General features: G+C 44.3%; 18 protein-coding genes. 10 read left to right on the top strand and 8 right to left on the bottom strand.

Annotated features, from left to right (window positions below):
• Positions 1–2 precede the first annotated feature (2 nt).
• Positions 3–881: an ABC transporter permease subunit gene (locus HF638_RS17800; protein WP_169481411.1), complete on the top strand. Its 879-nt coding sequence runs from the start codon at positions 3–5 to the stop codon at positions 879–881.
• A 44-nt stretch (positions 882–925) separates the two neighbouring features.
• Here the strand turns inward: HF638_RS17800 and HF638_RS17795 are convergent, their stop codons facing one another.
• Positions 926–1117: an aspartyl-phosphate phosphatase Spo0E family protein gene (locus tag HF638_RS17795; protein WP_169481410.1), complete on the bottom strand. Its 192-nt coding sequence runs from the start codon at positions 1115–1117 to the stop codon at positions 926–928.
• A gap of 283 nt (positions 1118–1400) precedes the next feature.
• Complete coding sequence (locus HF638_RS17790) at positions 1401–2117, bottom strand: MarR family transcriptional regulator (protein WP_169481409.1); 717 nt, start codon at positions 2115–2117, stop codon at positions 1401–1403.
• 222 nt (positions 2118–2339) lie between these two features.
• Here HF638_RS17790 and HF638_RS17785 point away from each other — a divergent pair, with 222 nt between their 5' ends.
• Complete coding sequence (locus tag HF638_RS17785; RefSeq protein WP_169481408.1) at positions 2340–3914, top strand: FAD-dependent monooxygenase; 1575 nt, start codon at positions 2340–2342, stop codon at positions 3912–3914.
• Between the two features lie 127 nt (positions 3915–4041).
• On the opposite strand, the gene HF638_RS17780 is transcribed toward HF638_RS17785, so the two are convergent.
• Complete coding sequence (locus HF638_RS17780) at positions 4042–4365, bottom strand: ArsR/SmtB family transcription factor (RefSeq protein ID WP_062836375.1); 324 nt, start codon at positions 4363–4365, stop codon at positions 4042–4044.
• Positions 4366–4570: 205 nt separating this feature from the next.
• On the opposite strand from HF638_RS17780, the gene HF638_RS17775 reads away from it, so the two are divergent.
• Entirely contained in the window at positions 4571–5950 is a 1380-nt protein-coding gene (locus tag HF638_RS17775) for an MFS transporter (RefSeq protein WP_169481407.1), read from the top strand.
• Between the two features lie 196 nt (positions 5951–6146).
• Here the strand turns inward: HF638_RS17775 and HF638_RS17770 are convergent, their stop codons facing one another.
• From HF638_RS17770 to HF638_RS17760, 3 genes are all read right to left on the bottom strand, one after another.
• Positions 6147–6596, bottom strand: coding sequence for a nuclear transport factor 2 family protein (locus HF638_RS17770; protein WP_062836373.1), 450 nt, complete (start codon positions 6594–6596; stop codon positions 6147–6149).
• Positions 6597–6878: 282 nt separating this feature from the next.
• The gene (locus HF638_RS17765; protein WP_017692155.1) at positions 6879–7286 is read right to left on the bottom strand and encodes an RrF2 family transcriptional regulator; all 408 of its coding nucleotides are present in this window, start codon (positions 7284–7286) and stop codon (positions 6879–6881) included.
• 106 nt (positions 7287–7392) lie between these two features.
• Positions 7393–8232 (bottom strand): AraC family transcriptional regulator, encoded by an 840-nt coding sequence (locus HF638_RS17760; RefSeq protein WP_169481406.1) that lies wholly within the window; start codon positions 8230–8232, stop codon positions 7393–7395.
• Between the two features lie 118 nt (positions 8233–8350).
• Here HF638_RS17760 and HF638_RS17755 point away from each other — a divergent pair, with 118 nt between their 5' ends.
• Together HF638_RS17755 and HF638_RS17750 are read left to right on the top strand one after the other, a co-directional pair.
• A complete protein-coding gene (locus tag HF638_RS17755; RefSeq protein WP_169481405.1) occupies positions 8351–9355 on the top strand; it encodes a Gfo/Idh/MocA family protein in 1005 nt (334 codons plus the stop codon).
• Positions 9356–9375: 20 nt separating this feature from the next.
• Positions 9376–10323, top strand: a complete 948-nt coding sequence (locus HF638_RS17750) for an aldo/keto reductase (protein ID WP_169481404.1) — start codon at positions 9376–9378, stop codon at positions 10321–10323.
• Between the two features lie 270 nt (positions 10324–10593).
• Here the strand turns inward: HF638_RS17750 and HF638_RS17745 are convergent, their stop codons facing one another.
• Complete coding sequence (locus HF638_RS17745; RefSeq protein ID WP_169481403.1) at positions 10594–11613, bottom strand: Gfo/Idh/MocA family protein; 1020 nt, start codon at positions 11611–11613, stop codon at positions 10594–10596.
• A 55-nt stretch (positions 11614–11668) separates the two neighbouring features.
• Positions 11669–12445, bottom strand: a complete 777-nt coding sequence (locus tag HF638_RS17740; RefSeq protein ID WP_169481402.1) for a sugar phosphate isomerase/epimerase family protein — start codon at positions 12443–12445, stop codon at positions 11669–11671.
• Positions 12446–12820: 375 nt separating this feature from the next.
• On the opposite strand from HF638_RS17740, the gene HF638_RS17735 reads away from it, so the two are divergent.
• The 5 genes from HF638_RS17735 to HF638_RS17715 all read left to right on the top strand — a co-directional run bounded on the left by HF638_RS17735 (position 12821) and on the right by HF638_RS17715 (position 21073).
• Positions 12821–13651, top strand: coding sequence for a helix-turn-helix domain-containing protein (locus HF638_RS17735; protein ID WP_169481401.1), 831 nt, complete (start codon positions 12821–12823; stop codon positions 13649–13651).
• 196 nt (positions 13652–13847) lie between these two features.
• On the top strand, positions 13848–17765 hold the full coding sequence (locus HF638_RS17730; protein WP_169481400.1) for a reverse transcriptase domain-containing protein: 3918 nt from the start codon (positions 13848–13850) through the stop codon (positions 17763–17765).
• A 232-nt stretch (positions 17766–17997) separates the two neighbouring features.
• Complete coding sequence (locus tag HF638_RS17725; RefSeq protein ID WP_169481399.1) at positions 17998–18699, top strand: response regulator transcription factor; 702 nt, start codon at positions 17998–18000, stop codon at positions 18697–18699.
• 20 nt (positions 18700–18719) lie between these two features.
• Positions 18720–20168 carry a sensor histidine kinase gene (locus HF638_RS17720; RefSeq protein WP_169481398.1) on the top strand — a complete coding sequence of 483 codons (1449 nt, stop codon included), beginning with the start codon at positions 18720–18722 and terminating at the stop codon, positions 20166–20168.
• A gap of 146 nt (positions 20169–20314) precedes the next feature.
• The gene (locus HF638_RS17715; RefSeq protein ID WP_169481397.1) at positions 20315–21073 is read left to right on the top strand and encodes an ABC transporter ATP-binding protein; all 759 of its coding nucleotides are present in this window, start codon (positions 20315–20317) and stop codon (positions 21071–21073) included.

The following is a 21073-nucleotide window of genomic DNA, read 5'->3' as shown; positions in this document are numbered from 1 at the left end:
AGGTGTATCACAAAACAACCGGGTACCGTATATTCAATGGCTTCAACCTGATATTTATCGCGGCCGTCTCGATCCTGTGCATCCTGCCGCTGGTCCATATTCTGGCGGTTTCCTTCAGTGGTAAAGCGGCAGCATCCGCCAATCTGGTGACACTTTGGCCGATTGATTTTACGGTGGCTGCCTATACCAAAACATTTGGTAACAGTAACTTTCTCAGTGCGCTTTGGATTTCAGTTCAACGTACCGTTCTTGGCACACTGCTCAGTATGACACTTGTTTTCCTAACGGCTTATCCGTTATCCAAGGAGAGTCTGCACTTTAAAGGACGTTCGTTATATGCGTGGTTTTTCATCTTCACGATGCTGTTTAGCGGGGGATTGATTCCATCCTATATTTTGATCCAGAAGCTTGGATTGATGAATACGATGTGGGCTCTCATTTTGCCGGGAGCGGTGGCTGTCTGGAACCTGATTCTCATGATGAACTTTTTCCGCAACGTGCCAAAAGAGCTGGAAGAAGCCGCATTTATCGATGGAGCCAACCATATCACAACCCTGTTCAAAATCTATCTGCCTGTTTCCATGCCCGCCATTGCCACGATCTCCTTATTCACCATGGTAGGTCAATGGAATTCCTGGTTTGACGGGTTGATCTATATGAATGATGCTTCCAAATATCCACTCGCCACGTTAATGCAGACCATTATCGTTCAGCAGGATTTCTCTAATATGAACGTGGATGCAACGCAGCTTCAGAACATGTCTCAGCGTACGGTTAACGCGGCTCAGATCTTTATTGGCGCTCTGCCAATCCTGCTCGTCTATCCGTTCTTGCAGCGTTTCTTCGTGAAGGGGATTGTGCTGGGGGCGGTAAAAGAGTAAGGCAAACACAAGGAATCCCTACATGAAATTCTTTGTTCAGAAGGTTATGATTTCAGTTGATTCGCGATTGTTCTCCCGCGAGTTGCGTTGTTATACTCATTAATTAACTCATCCAGCACCATGGATTGGCGAATAACCTCCGGATGCCACAGTTCCGGGTATTGATTTGCAATCTGGTAGAGTCTTTGCCGTGCATGTTCGATACATTCCTGAATGGTTTCCGGATTATGTACCATACTCCCGCCCCCTGTTGTCCTTAAATATCCATCATCCAAAAAAGACCATCTAATATAATATTCGGAACAAGAGGGGATTTGGATTACCCCAAAATTAAAATTTTGGTTATTTTTTCTTGTAAAAGTTATGATTAGCGTGAATTACATGACCTGATCTGCATTTACATTCAATGCAAATAAACCGGATAGGCCACGGCCTGTCCGGTTTTATAGCGTTTATCTCTTTTCCAAAACGACGTCACATGCCGAGATGAATATGAGCATACTCAGCAGCTTACGTACGCTAATCCTCATATTTCGTAAAAAAAACATCCTCAAGAACGGCCTTGGCCTTCTTCAAATCACGGGAATTCAGCATATCAAGCATCCCTATAATTTCATTCATTTCCTCGTTAATGGTCACTGCTTCCGTATTCTCATTATCGTTATCGCTTGAAGCTTCATCGGCATAGGGCATCCCCTCACTAGAAACGATGGATGGCCCATCTTTTTCCGAATGGAACCATGAGGCCTGCGCGGTTTCACGGAGAGCATGCACTAAGAACTGCAATTCTTCTTCGGTATATCGCTGCAAAAAACGATTTGCGCCAAGATCAATTTGTTGATGCATGGCTTGATGTAAACGATAGATGTCTTGACCCCGTTCTGTCATGCGAAACAATACTTCTTTTTTATTATCAGGCAGGTATTCAGGCAGAATGATATTTTTCTGTACCAGCCTTTTGGTGATTTTCGAAACCGTGCCTTTGGAAAAGCCGAATTGCTTCGAAATGGTTATGCCATTTACAGGCTCAAGTGTTCCAATGGCATCCAGCACATGCAGCATGGTAACTGTCATTTCTTCGACTAACTCCTGAACTTCCGGATTAGGGCTATTCTGGAGTAGCCACTCCTTCTCTTCGTCATCTTCCGCTTGGAATTTAATCTGTATATCTTTCACAGCTTCCAGCACTTCATTGATTAAGTGCTCTTTATTGTGATTATCTGATGGCTTGATCATCCTTTTTCCTCCAACACTAATGAACTTCATCTCAGTATATCAAGGACAGGTCTACAATTAAAGTTTCCTAGGAAACAATATTGACAAAAGAACAGAATTTAAACTACTATTGTTGCAAGGAAACTTATTGTTTCTCAGAAACAATAAGTTGTGAGCATCATAGTCTGTTAGTGATGAGAATCAAAAATTATTTTAGACCCAATTAAGAGAGGAACATTACAAATGACAGATATACGATCCAATCCAGCTCAAGAGAAGCATCAACCAAATGTGAGTCCATCGAGGGAAGATTACGATATTGACGTATTGGTTGCAGGCGCTGGCCCGACCGGCTCTACATTAGCAGCAGATCTTTTGCGCCGCGGCCTTCGTGTCCGACTGGTCGACAAGGCTCCCCACGCCTTCAAAGGTTCTCGTGCCAAGGGAGTACAGCCGCGAACCCAGGAGGTTTTGGAGGACCTCGGCGTGCTGAGTGATGCTCATGCGGAGGGAAGCACTTATCCTCTCGCAGGTATTCATCTCGGGCCGATCACTGTGCCATGGCGCATGCAACAGCGAAATAAACCTACACCGGATTTACCTTATCCGAATATTCTTCTGCTGGCTCAACACCGTACGGATGCCATCCTGCACCGCCTACTCGAACGTCAGGGGCTAAATATTGAATTTAACAACGCGGTAGATTCTTTTGAACAGGATACCGATGGTGTGACGGTGACGCTCTCTTCAGGGGAGAAGATTCGCAGCAGATTTCTGGTGGGGGCAGACGGTGGTTCAAGCACCGTTCGTAAAGGTGTTGGAATTCGATTTGTCGGAGAGACCAACGAATCGGATCGTATGCTTATCATCGACGGAACCATCGATGGCTTGTCTCGCAATCGTTGGCATATGTGGCCACGCACAAAAGGTAAATTTGTCGGAGCATGCCCATTGCCTCACTCCGAACAGTTCCAGGTCATGATCAGGTTGGGAACAGACGAGAACCCAGACCTGAACGAGGCTGTACTTGCCGCTCAGTTCCACAAGCTCACTGGTTTACGACTCTACGATATTACCTGGAGTTCCGTATTCCGACCCAACGTACGACTTGCTGAGTATTATCGGTCAGGCCGAATCTTCCTTGCAGGCGATGCGGCCCACGTTCATACTCCAGCCGGTGCGCAAGGACTCAATACCGGTGTACAGGATGCTTACAACCTCGGTTGGAAGATAGGTCAGGTCATTGCTGGTGCACCTGATCGCCTGCTTGACAGTTACGAAGCCGAACGTCAACCAATAGCCGCACGCGTTCTTGGAAAATCCAGCGAGTTGTATGCCAAGCTCGATAATAAACGTCTCGCCAGTCTCAAACGCGGTGACGAAGAACGTCAGCTCACACTATCGTATCATGGTGGTCAACTTAGCTCTGAGAATGCATCAGCGACCAAGTCACTTCAGGTCGGAGATCGAGCACCCGATGCTCCATGCATCGGCCCAGGCGGGGTAAGACGACTTTTTGAAATTCTCCGTGGACCACAATTCACATTGCTTGCTTTTGGAGCCAATGCCGCTCATATCCTCCCTGACCTGATCTGGCCGGATAGTGGTGCCGAATTGCACAGATACATCGTCAGTACTGGTAATGAAGCCGAACAGAATGTTATCAACGACACCACCCAAAAACTGACTGACATCTACGGCATTAACAGCGACACACTGATACTTATTCGACCCGATGGTTACATCGGTAGCATCATCAAGAGCGACTGGCAGGCGGAATTTGAGAATGTAGTCAGCATGGTTACCCCGCCACGTTGAGTGTAACTTCTCGAATTGAAGTTAATTGATCTTAAACCGTAATCCCCTAAATGATTAACTTGTTTAGGTTTTTTTTCAATTCAGAAAATAAAAATGTCCCCTCTTCGACCTGAAGAAAGGACAACATTTAGGAAAGATCTGTGCTCGTCTGAGCCGCGGCCTGCAATAATGGTTGCAAGAGTCCTGGAAAGCGTGTTTCCAGATCTTCGGACCGCAGGGTGAGAAAATGCTGTGTGCCCTGCACTCTGACCCGAATAACTCCAGCTTCCCGCAGGGTCCGAATGTGGTGCGACATCGTTGACTTCACAACAGGTGCATGAAAATGACTGCACGGCTGCTCCCCGCTTCTCGCTGCTTCCGCAACAATCCCAAGACGGGTCGGGTCGCTTAATGCATACAATACGGAGGAAAGTTCAATATCTGATACTTGTGGATGGTGTAAAATTTTCATACTGTAGTCTCCTTTTTTCAGACTATCCATTGTATTTTAACACAGATCCATGATATATTTCTAATGTTCGACACTAATCGAACTTTAATGATTTCGTTATGTATCCCCTGCTGTCAGGCACGGGATTAACATCATACTACATTTTGCAAATGTTACACACCGTTTCTGAAATGTTGCGAAATACACATCACTTTAGGAGGTTTTTATGAACAACACCGCAACCGCATCATCAGGGGAACGGACCGGAATACAGGAAGGTTTAATTGTAAGCTTGCTCGGATTCACCGTTGTACTCGTTGTTATGAATACAATGATGTTTAATCTGGCTTTGCCTAAAATTGCAGCCGAATTTATGCTTACATCCGTCGCTTCATCTTGGATTGTTACAGGGTATTCCATTGTCTTTGCCATTTCCTCGATTACGTTCTCACGTCTATCCGATTTCATACCTATCCGTACATTATTCACGACTGGGCTGACTTTACTTGGTGCTGCATCCGTTCTAGGATTCTTCAGTAATCACTTCATCATATTGCTCATTGCACGTCTGATTCAGGCTGCGGGTGCTGCATCGGTTCCGGGGCTTGCCATTGTGCTGATTACCCGGTACATTCCGAATGATCGCCGGGGTAAATCGATGGCTGTCATCATGTCCGCCAGTTCACTGGGTCTTGGGCTCGGTCCCGTCATCGGCGGAAGTATTACACAATTTCTGGGATGGCACGATCTGTTTATCGTTACAGGACTAACGTTATTCTTGATTCCTGTATTCTTCAAACTGCTCCCGCGGGAAACACCGCAAAAAGGTTCATTTGACCTGCTGGGTGCCATTCTTCTCGCCATCGGTACTACCGGTGTGCTGTTATTCCTGACTTCCCGTCAGTGGTTCACGCTTGTCATCGGTGCTGCTGCACTGCTTCTGTTCTGGCTCCGAATTCGGCGCGCGGCAGATCCATTTGTCCAACCTGCTTTGTTCAAAGACAAAAAATATATGATGCTCAGCTCGCTGGGGATTGTATCCTACATCAATAACTTCTCAACGTTGTTCCTGTTACCGCAGATTCTGGCGCATCTGTATGGGCTGACACCTGCTCAATCCGGGCTTGTCATCTTCCCGGGTGCAGTCGTGTCTATGCTGCTCTCCAACCGCATCGGCCGCATGATTGACCGACACGGCAATACGTTGCTATTGAAATTTGCACCATGGCTGCTACTGGCAGCTGCCGGGCTATTCGCCTTATTTGCAGACAATAACATCTACGCCATTATGGCTGTCTATGTCCTGCTCAGCGTTGGCTTCTCTTCCCTGACCACCAGCGTGTCCAATGAATTGTCAGGCAATCTGACCATGGATCAGGTGGGTGCAGGTATGGGGCTGTTCCAACTCAGTCAATTCTTCAGCGGTGCTTTCAGTGTTGCTGTTACTGGTGTAGCATTGACGGCGATGCAAAATATGCCGCTGTCCTCAGCGTACACCAATATTTTCTGGGGAATGACTGTGGTCGCACTCGCATCGGTTATTTTCTCTCAGGTGTATCTGAGAATGCAGTCACGGAAAGTCACGGAAACAAGTAGCCGGATCTAACATCTCATTTAACCAAAAGAAGTCAGGAAGGGACCCTCGGGTTCTGAACCTGGCTTTTTTCTATCCCATTTTCTATGCATCTGTCAGCTGCCCCTCTCCCACAAACACAAAAAAGCCCCAAGGATGCGTTCATCACGCTCTTCGGGGCTATTATTCTATTGTTTACCAACTTCTCTATTCTTCTATACGGATTATACTATTCAAACAGGTCCAGACGAAGACGTTTCAGACTCGTATGTTTGATGTACCACTGGCCATCGATTTTGACAAAAGTCTCGTGGTAGTGCCCAAATCCGTGGAACGATTTGTTCTCATTGCCCTCCGGGAACGTTACCCAATCTTCCATTGGGGAGATGACCTTCGCTTCGTTCTCGGATACAAATTCAACTTCGGCGCTATGTACATGGTGCACGGTTACGGCAACATCCACCAGATCACGGAATACTTGTACGATCGTATCACGGCCTGTTAATACCGGAATCGGATTGCCTTCTGTACTGAAATCGGCGATTGCATCCGGAGCGAACACGTCACCCAAGGTATCCCATTGTTTGGTATCAATATAGCGGCAATAGCGCGCCTTGGTGTTCCGAATGTTTTCCAATGCGAGCAATTGTTCCAGTCCTGTAATCGTTGATTGGCTCATGTGTTGTCCCTCCATAGATGTAAAATGTGATATAAGATTGGATCGAATATGTATGCAACTATACCTTCCTTATTGTACCATTCGACATCTATTAGGTACAACGACATATTATACGTTTGAATACTTACCATTTCACTTACTCTTGGAGCGTCCCCATGCAACAAAATACCTACAATACAAAAAAATCTTTCCTTACCTCTCACGAGGTTGGGGAAAGATCTGGATATACCTATGTGCCAGACGAGTTAACAGCTTCCATCGAAACTTCACTTCTAGTGCAAGTTACAGGGAATGTGCACCCTTCATCTGAGAAGCCAGTTCTGACATTTTCTTATTGTTCAAAAAACTTTCCATCTCTTCTTCTGCCTGCACCATCACCTGCTGGATCAAACAACCTGCGTTATGATTCTGGGAACATTCGAACAGAGACGCCTGACCTTCAATCGCATGAATGATCTCCAGAAAAGAAGGATCAGGATTTTTACGACTAAGCCGATAGCCACCATTGGCACCGGATGTAGATTCGATCATGCCCGCCTTAACCAATTTGGTCAGTATTTTGGACAGATAGGTTGGTGACACCTTCTGCAGTTCTGCAAGTTGGTGTACACTAACCAGCTGTTCGGGGGCAGTGCTTACAAGATGAAGCATCGTATGCAAAGCATAATTTGTCGCTTTTGAATATTTCATGAGGGCACCTCATTATACACGGATTTAATTTATCCATAATAGACTTGATTAAGCTCTCTGTCAAACCGCTGCACTTTATGCATTGGCAACATCGAAAGGATCTGGGTTAATTGTGATACAATCCGCGGTAATCCGTAGGTGTCATCCCCTCATGGGCCATGAACTGGCGGTTAAAATAACTGGCATTGGGATACCCCGCTTCCTCAGCGATCTGTCCAATGTTGGCCGCAGGCCTTTCCAGCAACCATTGCTTTGCCATCTGTAGCCGTGAACGAGTGATAAACTCCATAGGTGTCATCTCCACAGCACTCTTGAACATTTTGCAAAAATAATACGAACTCACACCTGCGAGATCCGCCCAGTCCTGTAAAAGGAAAGGTTGGCAGGCCTCCTGCTGCATCTGCGGAAGCAGTGCAAGAACCCGACTCTCCGCCTTACTTGTGGTGCGTGTGCTCTTTAAAGGTACCGCATGTTGCACGAACTCAGCGAGTACGGCATAGGTCAGTGTGGATAGCTGAGCAGGACGCAGCATGGTGTTCTGTTCCGCTTCAGTCAGCAAAGCCAGATGAGCTTCTTCCCATGAGTTACGCTGCCGTAGCGTCCACAGCAGATTACGATGTAACCCCCGCTCAATCATATAATCATGCAGACGTTCACCATAAAAATGAACCCATCGTACATCCCATGGATCATCATCACTGCTATAATAATGCTGTTGTTGCTGCGGGAAATAAAGCACGGCCTGACCTGCACGAAGCTCATGCACCACCCCGTCCACTTCCACGTATCCCTTGCCTGCAGCGACATAGTGAATATTAAAATTGTTCAGTACACCTGCCTCCCGTAATACGGAATGCTGGGGATGTTCCATATAATGTCCGACCGATTCCGGGTAACAAAAATATGGAATATCCTGCAGGGTTAGCAATACGGTTTGCCTCATCATAACGACTTCTCCTTACTGAACAATATTGTGTTAACTAACTTCAATATATTATCATTTTAATTCATTCATCTATTCCTTATAATCACAATATACATTTATACACAGGAGGATACAACACATGAATTCAGTTCAAAAATTGCGTTGGGGCATTCTTGGTAGCGCTAGCATTGCTGTAGAATCTGTCATTCCAGGCTTGCAGCAATCCGAGTTAAATGAAGTAACCGCGATCGCCAGTCGGGACGAAGATAAAGCCAAGCAGACGGCCAAGCAACTGGGGATCGACAAGGCTTATGGCAGTTATGAAGCTTTGCTCGCAGATGATTCCATCGATGCCGTATATATCCCGCTACCGAATCATCTGCATCGGGAATGGACGATCCGGGCCGCTGAGGCAGGCAAACATATTTTGTGCGAAAAACCACTGGCTCTGACTGAGCAGGAAGCTCAGGAAATGGTTCAAGCTTGTGCAGATGCAGGTGTGCAGCTGGCTGAAGCATTCATGTACCGCCATCATCCACGTTACGAGCAGATCAGGGATATCATCGCCAGCGGTGAGATCGGTGAGATCCGCGGTATTCATAGTACATTTTCGTTCAATAATTCCAATGCATCCGGCAATGTCCGCTTTCGGCGGGATTGGGGCGGCGGTGCACTGTATGATATCGGATGTTATTCCATCAGCGTAGCACGTCTGTTGCTTGGTCAAGAACCAAGTGCAGCTACCGTGATTGGCATGTTCTCCCCGCAGCATGATCAAGTCGATATGATGGCATCCGGACTGCTGGAATTCGATAATCACGTTGGCGTGACGTTTGACAGCAGCATGTGGGCAGCCTTCCGCAACACGCTGGAGGTACTGGGGTCCGAGGGCATTATTGAAGTCCCTTCCGCATTTGTCAGCCAGCAAGACAACAGTTCGAACTTCTATGTAACGGCTGGCGGTGAACGCAGAGAGATTGAAGTCCAACAAGTGAACCACTACTCTTTGCAGGGAGATGATATGGCACGTGCCGTACTTCAGGGCAAAGATCTGCGCTTCGCTCCTTCCGATGCGGTAGCTAATATGAAAGTACTGGAAGCTTGCCTTCGTTCAGCGGAACAACGTACACGAATTACACTATAATCGAGAGGATGAACTGACTTATGGAATATATCGAAATTGCTGGTGCAGTTAAACCCGTCTCCAGATTGATTAAAGGAACCGATTATTTCGTGCATGATGCCTACGATAAAGCAGCTACGAATATGGATGCATTTCTATCCATTGGCGGTAACACTGTAGATACAGCACATATCTATTGTGGTGGACAGAGTGAAGAAGTCCTTGGTCGTTATATGAAGGAACGTGGTAACCGCGACCAGATCGTCATTCTCACCAAAGGCGCGCATCATGACCAGAATGGACCACGTGTTAACGCTGCTTCCATCCGTAGTGACTTGTTGGAAAGTCTGGAGCGTCTGCAGACAGATCACGTAGAGATGTATGCCTTGCACCGGGATGATCCCAATACCCCAGTCAGTGTTATTCTCGAAGCACTGAACGAACACATTGATTCCGGCAAAATCGGCGCGATCGGTGCCTCCAACTGGACCTGGCAGCGCCTGGAGGAAGCCAATGCGTACGCTGCGGCGAATGGCCTGAAGGGCTTCACCTTCAGCAGTCCGAATCTCAGTCTCGCCAAAGCAAACGAACCTTTCTGGGAAGGCTGTGTATCAGCAGATGCAGAGACGCTGGCATGGCATGATCAAACCAAGCTTCCATTGCTATCCTGGTCCTCCCAAGCGCGTGGTTTCTTCACTGGACGATTCACACCTGAAGTTCGGGATAACGAAGATCTGGTGCGTGTATTCTACAGTGATGGCAACTGGGAACGGTTGCGCCGGGCTGAACAATTGGCGAATTCCAAGAAAACAACACCAATCCAGATTGCGCTTGCTTATGTATTGAATCAGACGTTCCCAACCTGTGCGCTGATCGGAGCCCAGAATCAGGCAGAACTGCTCTCCTGTGACGAAGGGTCACGTATCACGCTGACTCCAGCTGAAATCGCATGGCTGGATCTGGGCAGTAATGTGCCAGCTGGCATCTAAAGAAAGTTAAACATTCTATCATTTAATTTAATGACTCCAAGAGGCTGATATTCCGCGATAGCGTGAAATGTCAGCCTCTTTCTGTTCTGCACAAGCGATCAGATGTTTTAACCTTGTTGCACGAATTACCATATACACTGTTCACTTTCCCACACTTGCCTGGGAAGAAATAGAGAAGGACTTACCCCAGAACACTTCTCTGAGATAAGTCCCTTATATCATAGATTAGTACATATAAAATGTTAGAAATTGCACTGTCATTCGGTTGAATTACAGCTTAATGATCTGACCTGTCTTCTCGGATTCGAAAGCTGCCAAGATAACTTGCAGGGAACGCAAGCCCTCTTCTCCAGAAATCGCTGGAGGTGTTTGGGTCACAATCGACTCTACAAAAGCATCAATTACGCCACTCGGCACTTGTTTCTCGTTGGTAGCCATGGCTCCGACTTTGTACGTCTCAACTGTACCATTGGTCAGCTCAACAATAACTTCATCGCCTTCGACTGTTCCGATCTTCATAACACCATTCTCGCACCATAGAACTGTACTGTTGTCTCCGGCTCTGTATTGTGTCCAGCTCGCTACCAGCGTTCCGATCGCTCCACTCTTCATGCGCAGCAAGCAAGTCGCGTTGTCGTCAACTTTAGTGCCTTCCTTGTGCAGTGTGCTGATGAAACCAGCCACTTCAGATACTTCATCATCCAGCAAGTAACGGATGAAGTCTGATTTGTGCACGCCCAGGTCGCCCATGGCGCCCATAATCGCTTCTTCTTTACGGAAGAACCAGCTTTCCGCTCCGTCCACACTCCATGCTTCCGGGCCCGGGTGACCGAAGGAAGTACGGAAATTCAGGACTTTTCCCAGTCTGCCGGAGTCGAGAATTTCTTTTGCTTTCACGTGAGGAGGCATTAGGCGCTGGTTGTGTCCAACCATCAGATACACGCCATTTTTCTTAGCAGCTTCGATCATTTGCTCGCCTTCTTCAGTGGATACTGCCATTGGTTTCTCAACCAATACATGCTTGCCTGCATTTGCAGCAGCAATCGCCATTGGTGCATGCAGATAGTTCGGTGTACACACACTAACGGCATCAACCGTTTCGTTTGCAAGCAATTCTTCGTAACTGGAGTACGCTTTACCTCCATAAGTCTCGGCCATCTTCTCCGCACGCTCCACAATTGGATCGGCAAAAGCGACAAGCTCTACGTTCTCATTGGCAGCGTACTCTGGGATATGTCTGCGCTCGGCAATGGCTCCACAGCCGAATACAGCAACTTTAATTTTACTCATGTACATAAGTCTCCTTTGACAAATAGATTAGCATTTTTCATGGTTCGATGGTCCATTAGAATTGGTTCAAATAGTTCTGCTTCAGCCAGTTGTAGCTATTGGATACGCTCTCAAGTGGAGGATTCTGACATACGTCTTGCTCCACGATCAACCACTCCACGCCTGCATTCGTAGCGCCTTCAATAACAGCTGGCAGGTCAACTGAACCTTGTCCCAGTTCCAGTGTTTTCATCTGGCCCTGTTCGTCTTTGCTGAAGTCCTTCAGATGAAGCAGCGGCAAACGACCCGCATATTGTTTAATATACTCGATCGGATTTTGTCCCGCAAATTGTACCCAACATACGTCCATTTCCACTTTTACCGCTTCCGGTGATGTTTGAGCGAACATGGCATCAAAGGCATTGGCATCGCCAACCTGGCCGTGGAATTCAAAGTCATGGTTATGGTATCCGAAGATCAATCCTTGCTTCGCCGCTTCAGCTCCATATTGTTGTAACTCAGCGAACAGCTTGGTCCAGCCTTCTTCATTCTCAGGACGATCTTCTGGCATTAGGTAAGGGCAAATGATATATTGTGCACCAATTGTTTTTAGGTAATCGATCTGTTTTTGCAAGTCTTCACGCATCGCATGTAGTGAAACGTGGCTGCTGAATCCTTTCAGTCCAAGTTCATCTAGTAGCGCTTTCATTTCTTCGGCTGGAATGTCACCATATCCGGCAAACTCCACGCCTTCATATCCAAGGGCAGCTACTTTACGCAACGTACCACGAAAATCTGCTGCAGTTTCATCACGGAGTGTAAACAATTGCAAACCAATATTAAGTTTCTTCATGTAGGATACACCTCTGTTCTCAAATTTGCTTTCATTGCTCTATCTGGTATCATCCTAACGCAAAACAGGCTAGAATGAACATATACAATATAGTCAGAACATGAACTATCTGATCAAATTTTATTTCCATCATTTTGCATCTATTGAATGTAGATAATTTCAACTGAAGATATTTACACTGGCACTCCGATGACAGAACAACCTTCCGATCGCTGTTATCCCCAGATTTTCTTGATTTCCTTTTCAAAAGGATAAAATCCGGAGATAAAGGCGAACACTTCGTTTCTTCAGGTTCTTTCTGTCCTCTCCGTTTTCGTGTAAATGTTAAGTTAAACTTATGATGTAAAAGGATGAACATATTGGGGGATTTCATCTTTGGATACATTAGAGACATCTGTGCTGATCTGTGACTACTCATACCACTATAAGGCGTTCACTCATAATATGAAGGGCGAGCTGCAAACTTATCTGTTCCGCCTGCAGACCGAAGGCTCGTGCAAAGTATATGTACAGGATGAAGAATTCAGGATGACCAGCGGGGATTTGTTACTCTTGAAGCCTGGCGACGACTATCATCTCGTGGTCGATGAACCACATAAGGAAGGACGTTTGTCCAGTGGAGATTATTATCTATTCTGCGAAGGCAGCTGGATCGATCACTGGTGGAAACGGCAGCAACGAGCTACCGTAAGCCGAATTGGACTGGATGATAAGCTGATCAGCCTATGGCGAAATATGCTACTGGAGAAGCGTCGTGGACCTCTTGAGGAAAATGCGGAGCTAAAGGATGCGTTACTACGCGGATTATGTCTATATATCGACCGGGCAATCACCGAGAATATTCAGACGGATCGGGCAGTTTCCTCTGCGCTAAAGTTAAAACGCTTTATTGAGGAGCATGCCACGGTTACCTTTAAACTTGAAGAAGCCGCACGTTATGCCGGACTCAGCCTGTCACGTGCAGTCCGTTTATTCAAGGAGCACTACAACCAGACCATGATTCAATACGCGATTGAGATCCGTCTGAATGCAGCACTGGAACGTATGAAATACAGTGAAATGACACTGGAGCATATTGCCGAATCCTGCGGTTTTGCAAGCTATTCCTATTTCCATCGGGTATTCCGGGCGCACTTTGGTGTGTCTCCGGCGGAATATCTCAAATCGAAGCAGCATGAGCCGATCGATGATCTGGAGCATGTATGACGTGCTTATAATTTTTGATTATGTGCTTTTCAATCACTTTATTAATTTCTAAGTACCTTCTCTTTCTTAAACCATTTTTATAGACTATTTTTCAATATAGTATAATGAAAATCAAGCCGCATCTTTTACAAATATAAATAATTAATGTAAATGAACAAATTTATCTGCCTTTAACAAATAAGCATGGAGGAATTATATGACAATCATTAATGAAAAGTACCTGGCCTTATCTCCACGAAAAGAATACTTAGTCGATCCTGTTATCTTAGCGCAAGCTTGGAAAAAATCTCACAGTTACATCAGGCGACATAACTGGTATGCAGATGTGTTAGAACTTGATCTATCAACTATTACTTTGGAAAAAAATCTTACTCTTTGGGCAGAGCAACTAGAAACTGATGTGTACAAACCCGATAATTTAATGCTGGTACCTGCGCCCAAAACCTCTACTTGGGAGTTTCCTAAAGATGGGAATGTTTACTGGAAACCTACAGATAAGACTTCAGATTTAGATATTGATATTGAAGAGGACTTTAGTCTACGCCCGTTAGCACACATAGGAATTCGGGACCAATCCATTGCTACGGCAGCAATGTTGTGCTTGGCTGATGCAATTGAAACTCTACAGGGACCTACTGACGGTGATAATTTCGTCGAAGCACAAGAACAAAGTGTTTTTAGTTATGGAAATCGTCTGCACTGTCACTGGGATTCTATGGACGGAAAAAACAAGGCAACATTTGGCTGGGGAAATTCTAAAAGTTATCGAATGTACTATGAAGACTATCAACAATTCTTAAAAAGGCCAAAATTTATGTGCCAGTACTATAATTCAATAGCACAACCTAGTATGAAGCAGTATGTAATTACGCTTGATCTTAAGAAATTCTATGATCGAATAGACAGAACAGCTTTGATTAACGAAACAAAGCGTTTATACGAGGATTATGCTTCTAAATACCAAATTACTGATCTTTCTTTAAGAAATGACAATTCATTCTGGAAAAGTCTCAAGAACATATTCTCATGGAAATGGGATCCTGATGATAAAATGAAATCAATGGAAATATTTGAGATTGAAAGTTTACCAGAAGGCTTGCCTCAGGGTCTTGTAGCTGGAGGATTTTTCTCAAATATATATATGATGGGATTCGATAAAAAAGTTGGTGAACTTTTACATAAAGAAATTAAAACTGAAAACTTATCAAACAAGATTAGAATTCGGGATTATTGTAGATATGTAGATGACATGCGTTTAGTTATTGAAGCAAGCGATGATATATTGCCTCAAGAACTCATAAGCGTAATTACTAAGGAAGTCGGCTTATGTCTATCTACACATCTCAGTTCAATGAAAGTTACTAAACATAGTGAACCCCTGTGCATCAATGAAGACAAAACAAAAATTCAAAGCTATCAGGAGATATCTAGCCAAAATGAGTTGTCAGCTCGTATGAATATGCTTCAAAATGTAATCAGTGGTACTCCTGATATAGACTCAATTAGACAGATCATAAGTGATTTAGATAGTCTATTGCAGCTTTCGGAACACCTTGATGAGAAGCCAAAAAACAGTTTCAATACTCTCGCTCTATCAAGAATCTCTGTATTAAACGTAGATGTCAACTCAGATACACTTAAACGTTTCGCTGCAAAGCGACTAGTTGATGCTCTGAGAACACAGAAAGGAATTAACATTCCTGAAGAAGATTTTGTGAATACATCGCAACAGACAAGTGGAAATGTTGCAAGTATTGATCATGATCTTGAACTATATTCACGCAAATTGATTTCCATTTGGTCAAGGAATCCAGCTCTTTCCTCTTTACTTAAATTCGGACTAGATCTCTATCCCGACCCGTCTCTTTTAAGTTTAGTTATTGATGCTCTAGAATCTAAAATATTTATTCTTCCTTTTTCTTTTTTAATTAATAACAATGAAAAAAAACATAAATTTGCAATGGAATATGTAGCAGCCGATCTCCTATGTTCAAGTGCAGTTTGGATAGGATATCGCCATAAACAGGACTATCCGCAAAATATAGATGTTCAAGCATTTCGCGAGACACTCGCTCTTTTTGCTCGAAAAATATTAAAAAATGCTACTCAATGCTCATGGTACCTAAACCAGCAGGCTGCACTATATCTAGCTTCACTGGATCAACCATATGCATTTAAAAACTGGGAAAGTCTAAAAGCAATGGAACATTATGTTGCTCTTCATCAGTCTTTGCTTTATGAAACTATTGAACCTGTAGATATACAGAAAATTGAAGATCGACTTGTGACAAGTCTAGTCGTGCAACAACTCAAACCAAATGTGACTAGATTTGCACTTTGGATTTCTGAATTCTACAACTTATTGAGCATGGATTTAAAAATCACAACATTAAAGGTTTTATCCATAAATCGACCCGATTTGGTGCATGAAGTTTTCAAACATATTAAAATAGAAAAAGAGGTACTGAACGAAGCACCAGAGCTTTCTTCTATCGCTTACAGAGACAATATCAAAAAAGTATTGTCACAAAAATCAACAAATAAAACTAGTTATAACCTAGCAACTATTATCAGTAGTCCCGATAATCCTTTCCAACAGGAGAATGCACTGCTGATTTTAATTGAAAAATTATTAGATCCTACCTTCTATAATAGATTGAATTCTAAAAGCGGACTTTCACTTGAAGATGTACAAATTAAGTTCAAGCAATTTGATTCTATACAAAATCCGAGTATAAAGGATTCTTTTACTCTCACACTTTCCAGTAGTAGTAATTCTACACTTTCATTAGATCGTTTATATGATAAGCCTTGGGTCAAAGAAGAGTACTTTTGGCTCTATAATCTAGGAAGCATTATACGCTCTTGTATTACTGGAGAATATGACTTTACAACACACTCATATTTGATTAGACAAGATCATTCGATCTCTTACGGCTACAAAGGATTGAAATCAACATGGTTTACCCGACGTTTTGGTATGTCTGTGTTTGCTCAAGGTGTTTTCACAGAACCATTACCCCTATCACCTTGGCTAAGTGAACTCCTTCTTCGCATGCTTCAGTGGCCTGGTATTCATTATTTCGATAGACACCTTAAAAACTTTAGTGAAGCACCCACACGCGTCGAATTAATGAAGATTATAAAAGGTCGAAAAAAGACACAACAGCAGCTTTACGGTAAGCTTTCAAATACTCCAGTGTATGTGTTACCAGTTATCAACAAAAAGAGAGAAGAAGATAATCAATTTAGGGCTGTTATTGTTCAATCTCTACTTCCTAACATGTCAGATTTCAATTTGAAAAACCCCATTTACTGGACACCTGAATTTAGGAGGAAACACCGTGGACATATCGCTGATGTTTGCCATCTAGTAAATAAACATTTAGCTGCATGGCAAGCTGCATCATCAAATTCAGTCGTTAATAAACGAGAAGCTGCAAATGCTGTTGATCTCATTGTTTTCCCAGAACTTTCGGTTCACGCAGATGATATCGATTATCTAAAAAGATTATCAAGACAGACTAAAGCTAGTATATTCGCAGGTGTTTGCTTTCAAGAAAGAACTACAGATAAAGTATTGGTTAACCAAGCTATATGGATTCTATACTCTGACGATGACCCTGATGTTACCGTATGGCAAGGTAAAAAAAATATGACTGTTTATGAAGAGTCCATGGAGATTCAAGGACACCGCCCTTATCAGTTACTAGTAGAGTTTCAAAAATCAGGAAACAGAAGGATTCGAGTAGCAGGTGCCATTTGTTATGATTCTACTGACCTTGAGCAAGCCGCGGATCTCCGAGATATTTCTGATATGTATGTTATTTCTGCACTAAATCAAGATGTAGATACTTTTGATAACATGATTACAGCTTTAAACTATCATATGTACCAACCTGTCATTTTAGCTAATACAGGTGAGTTCGGTGGTTCCGCAGCTTATGCTCCTTTTAAAGGGCATGACAAGTTAATCGCACACGTTCATGGTGGTAATCAACTTGCAATTAGTATGTTTGATATTGATCCTACAATGTTTAAAAACAAATCAAAAGTCAAAGCAACAAGTGGAAAAAAAGTTAAAACTTCACCTGCGGGATTCGAAGGAAGATAGATTGAATGATTGATAATACTGGAGGGCCTCTCGTTCAACTATTTGGCTTAGTTCATCAGCCGCGAGTAAAAAGAGAAGGCTCTTGAGTTTTATTTTCTACACATTATAGTAACTTACTCACCTCCCTCATGACTCATCCACATCAAACCTGTATAGTTAAAACCATAGATTTTCTTACAGTTTCAACCAACCAAACATCTTATATAGATACTCTAATACTGGAGCGATACATATGTTAACCCACCAGCGCAAAGTCCTCATCATCGAGGATGAACCGGATATTTCACGCATTCTCCGAGATTATCTGACCAAAAATCAATATGAAGCCGCCGTGGCAGCGACTGGTCAAGATGGACTTCAGATCATGGAGCTTATTCAACCGGATTACATCATTCTGGACATTATGCTTCCAGACATGGACGGAATCGAGGTGTGCCGAGAGATTAGACGGCGTAATAATATCCCCATTCTCATTCTAAGTGCCAGAGGTAGTGATACCGATAAGGTACTTGGCCTTGGTTTTGGAGCAGACGATTATATGACCAAACCTTTCTCTCTGAGCGAACTGTTAGCACGGATCAATGCCCACTTTAGACGTTATGACAGCATGACATTGGATCAGGACAGAACAGATCTACTGCGTCTTGGAAACCTTGTGATTGATAAAAAAGCCTATAAAGTTACAGTGAACGGATCGGAAGTTTCCCTGTCTGCCAAGGAATTCGAATTACTTCATTATCTGGCAAGCCATAAGAATCAAGTTTTCTCCAAAGCCCAGTTACTCGACGCCATCTGGGGATATGCAACCTATGGGGATGAAAACACCGTAACCGTATACATTCGCAGACTACGAGAAAAGATCGAGGCAGATGCCTCACATCCGACCGTTCTGAAGACGGTATGGGGTGTCGGTTACAAATTCAATTATGAATAAGCGAGATTGGAGGCACCCACATGTCATTGAACATCTGGTCCAGACGCTGGTTGTTAACAACACTTGGCCTTCTGATTATTATGGTTTTAAGTATCCTCGCGCTGTCGATAATGCTATTCCAAAATCGAAATTCTGAACAATCCAACCTGTCCATGAATCAGGTTCGCCTCAAGATCAATCCAATTTTGCTCGCTTTGGAGCAAAATCATCAGCTTCTGGGTGAACAAAATATTCATGAAGATATACGGGCCATCGCCAGCGAAAGTGGGGTTCTGCTTACCTATGTGAACTTGGATGGAACAGTAACTCTGTCCTCCGTCCCTACCTCTGAAGGAACTCAAGTTAACCTGCGTTCAGCTCTTCATTATGATCTGCATCATGCCGCGCAGGCTGCGGACGGTAACGAATCCCTTGATATTGCGTTTCCCGTGATGGACGGACCCGTGGGAAGTCAGATCGGCAATGCCATCTTTTCCATCCCCCAAGCCATGGTTACGGTTCAGCAATCGATGACTTTTCCGGTGATATGGATTAGCGCACTCATGCTCCTGTCACTGATTCTGAGCTTATTTCTATTCTGGATGAAACGAAAACTGAACAAGCAGCTCCTCTCTCCCATCCATCAATTAAAGCTGCATGCGGAATCCATCCTCAAAGGAAATTATGAAGAAAAGATTCAGTACAACCGGACCGATGAGCTGGGCGAAGTGTATGCCATGTTTGACCTGATGCGTACAGAAATCAAACATATGCACGAGCTACGCATCCAGCAGGAACAAGCACAAAAGGAACTCATCACCAATATATCTCATGATATTAAGACACCGATTACCACGATAAAAGCATACATAGAAGCTATTGAGGAAGGACTATGCAACGATCAGGAGACGCTAATGGAATACATGGGAGTCATGCGAACCCATACGGATAAAACAGCCCGACTTGTGGAGGACCTGCTGGTTCATGCACTTCAGGAACTGGGGCAGATATCAGTGGAACCCCGTGAAATGTACAGTGGTCCTGTACTCGACGCCATGTTGAAACCTATTGAGCATGTGATACTCACAAGAGGCCTCATCTATGACGGGCTCAAGCCCAACCACATTCCCAATGTATTAATCGCTATCGACACTACTCGAATTGAACAAGTCATCTCCAATCTTGTCGCCAATGCCCTCAAACATACAGCTCCGGGAGACACGATACGTATAGCCATTGAACTGGAATCCGGGCACCTGAAAGTGACCATCGCCGATTCGGGTCAGGGCATACGTGTACAGGATATGCCGTTTGTTTTCCAACGTTATTTCAGAGGCCAAGTGAGTCATACAGACCAACGTGTTCAGGAAGGCACGGGACTGGGACTTTCTATCTGCCAAAGCATTATTGAAGCACATGGAGGCCATATTTCCTTCACTAGTAAAGAAGGACAAGGTACGACCTTCCGGTTCTACCTGCCCATCTGCTAAGCCACACTGGCGTGGCTATTTTATCAAATGCCTTTAACTTCCGCTTCAATCCGTTTGCCTGTAATACTTTATTCATTATTTGATAAGGCTTCCTCAACATCTCTCCTCTAGAATGAATCCTATACTGCACTCGGGAGTGATTCGACTTGTCCAAAAAAGTGATTATCCATGCACAGAATCTGTGCAAGACGTACAACAGCGGAAGTGAGCAACATCATGCCATCCGTAATGTCGATCTCGATATCTATGAAGGGGAATTCACGGTGATCATGGGTAACTCTGGCTCTGGCAAATCAACTCTTTTATATCTGCTAAGCGGACTGGATCAGATCACAACAGGTGAGGTTTATTTTCGTGACCAACGGATTGACGCTTACAGTGAAGGAGAAATGTCCCACTTCCGCACCCGCCGAATCGGTTATATCTATCAGAGCATCAATCTGGTCCCGGACCTTTCCATCAAAGAGAACATTGCTTTACCGGGATATATCGCTGGAAACAAAAAGAAGGACATCCAATCCAGGGCTGCTGAGCTGATGAATGCCATGGATATTGATGGACAGCGTAACCGCCTCCCCTCCCAAACTTCCGGAGGACAACAGCAACGAGCAGCCATTGCACGGGCTTTGATCAACTCGCCAGATATCATCTTTGCGGACGAACCGACCGGAAGCCTGAACCTGGAACACGGCACAGCCGTTCTGGATATCCTCACGGCTATCCATCGAAAAGGACAGTCCGTAGTTATGGTTACGCATGATATTAAAGCCGCCTGCCGGGCAGATCGCCTGATCTACATTCAGGACGGCAAGATAGGCGGAATCCTTGAGTTCAATACCTATGACGATCATCAAATTCAAGATCGTGAAGCGATCATCTTCGCTTTAGTTACGGGGAAGGAATAA

The sequence above is a fragment of the Paenibacillus sp. SZ31 genome, assembly GCF_012912005.1.
Taxonomy (GTDB): Bacteria; Bacillota; Bacilli; order Paenibacillales; family Paenibacillaceae; genus Paenibacillus.
Note: the sequence above shows the minus strand (reverse complement) of the source record. Positions and strands in the feature narration are given on the sequence as shown.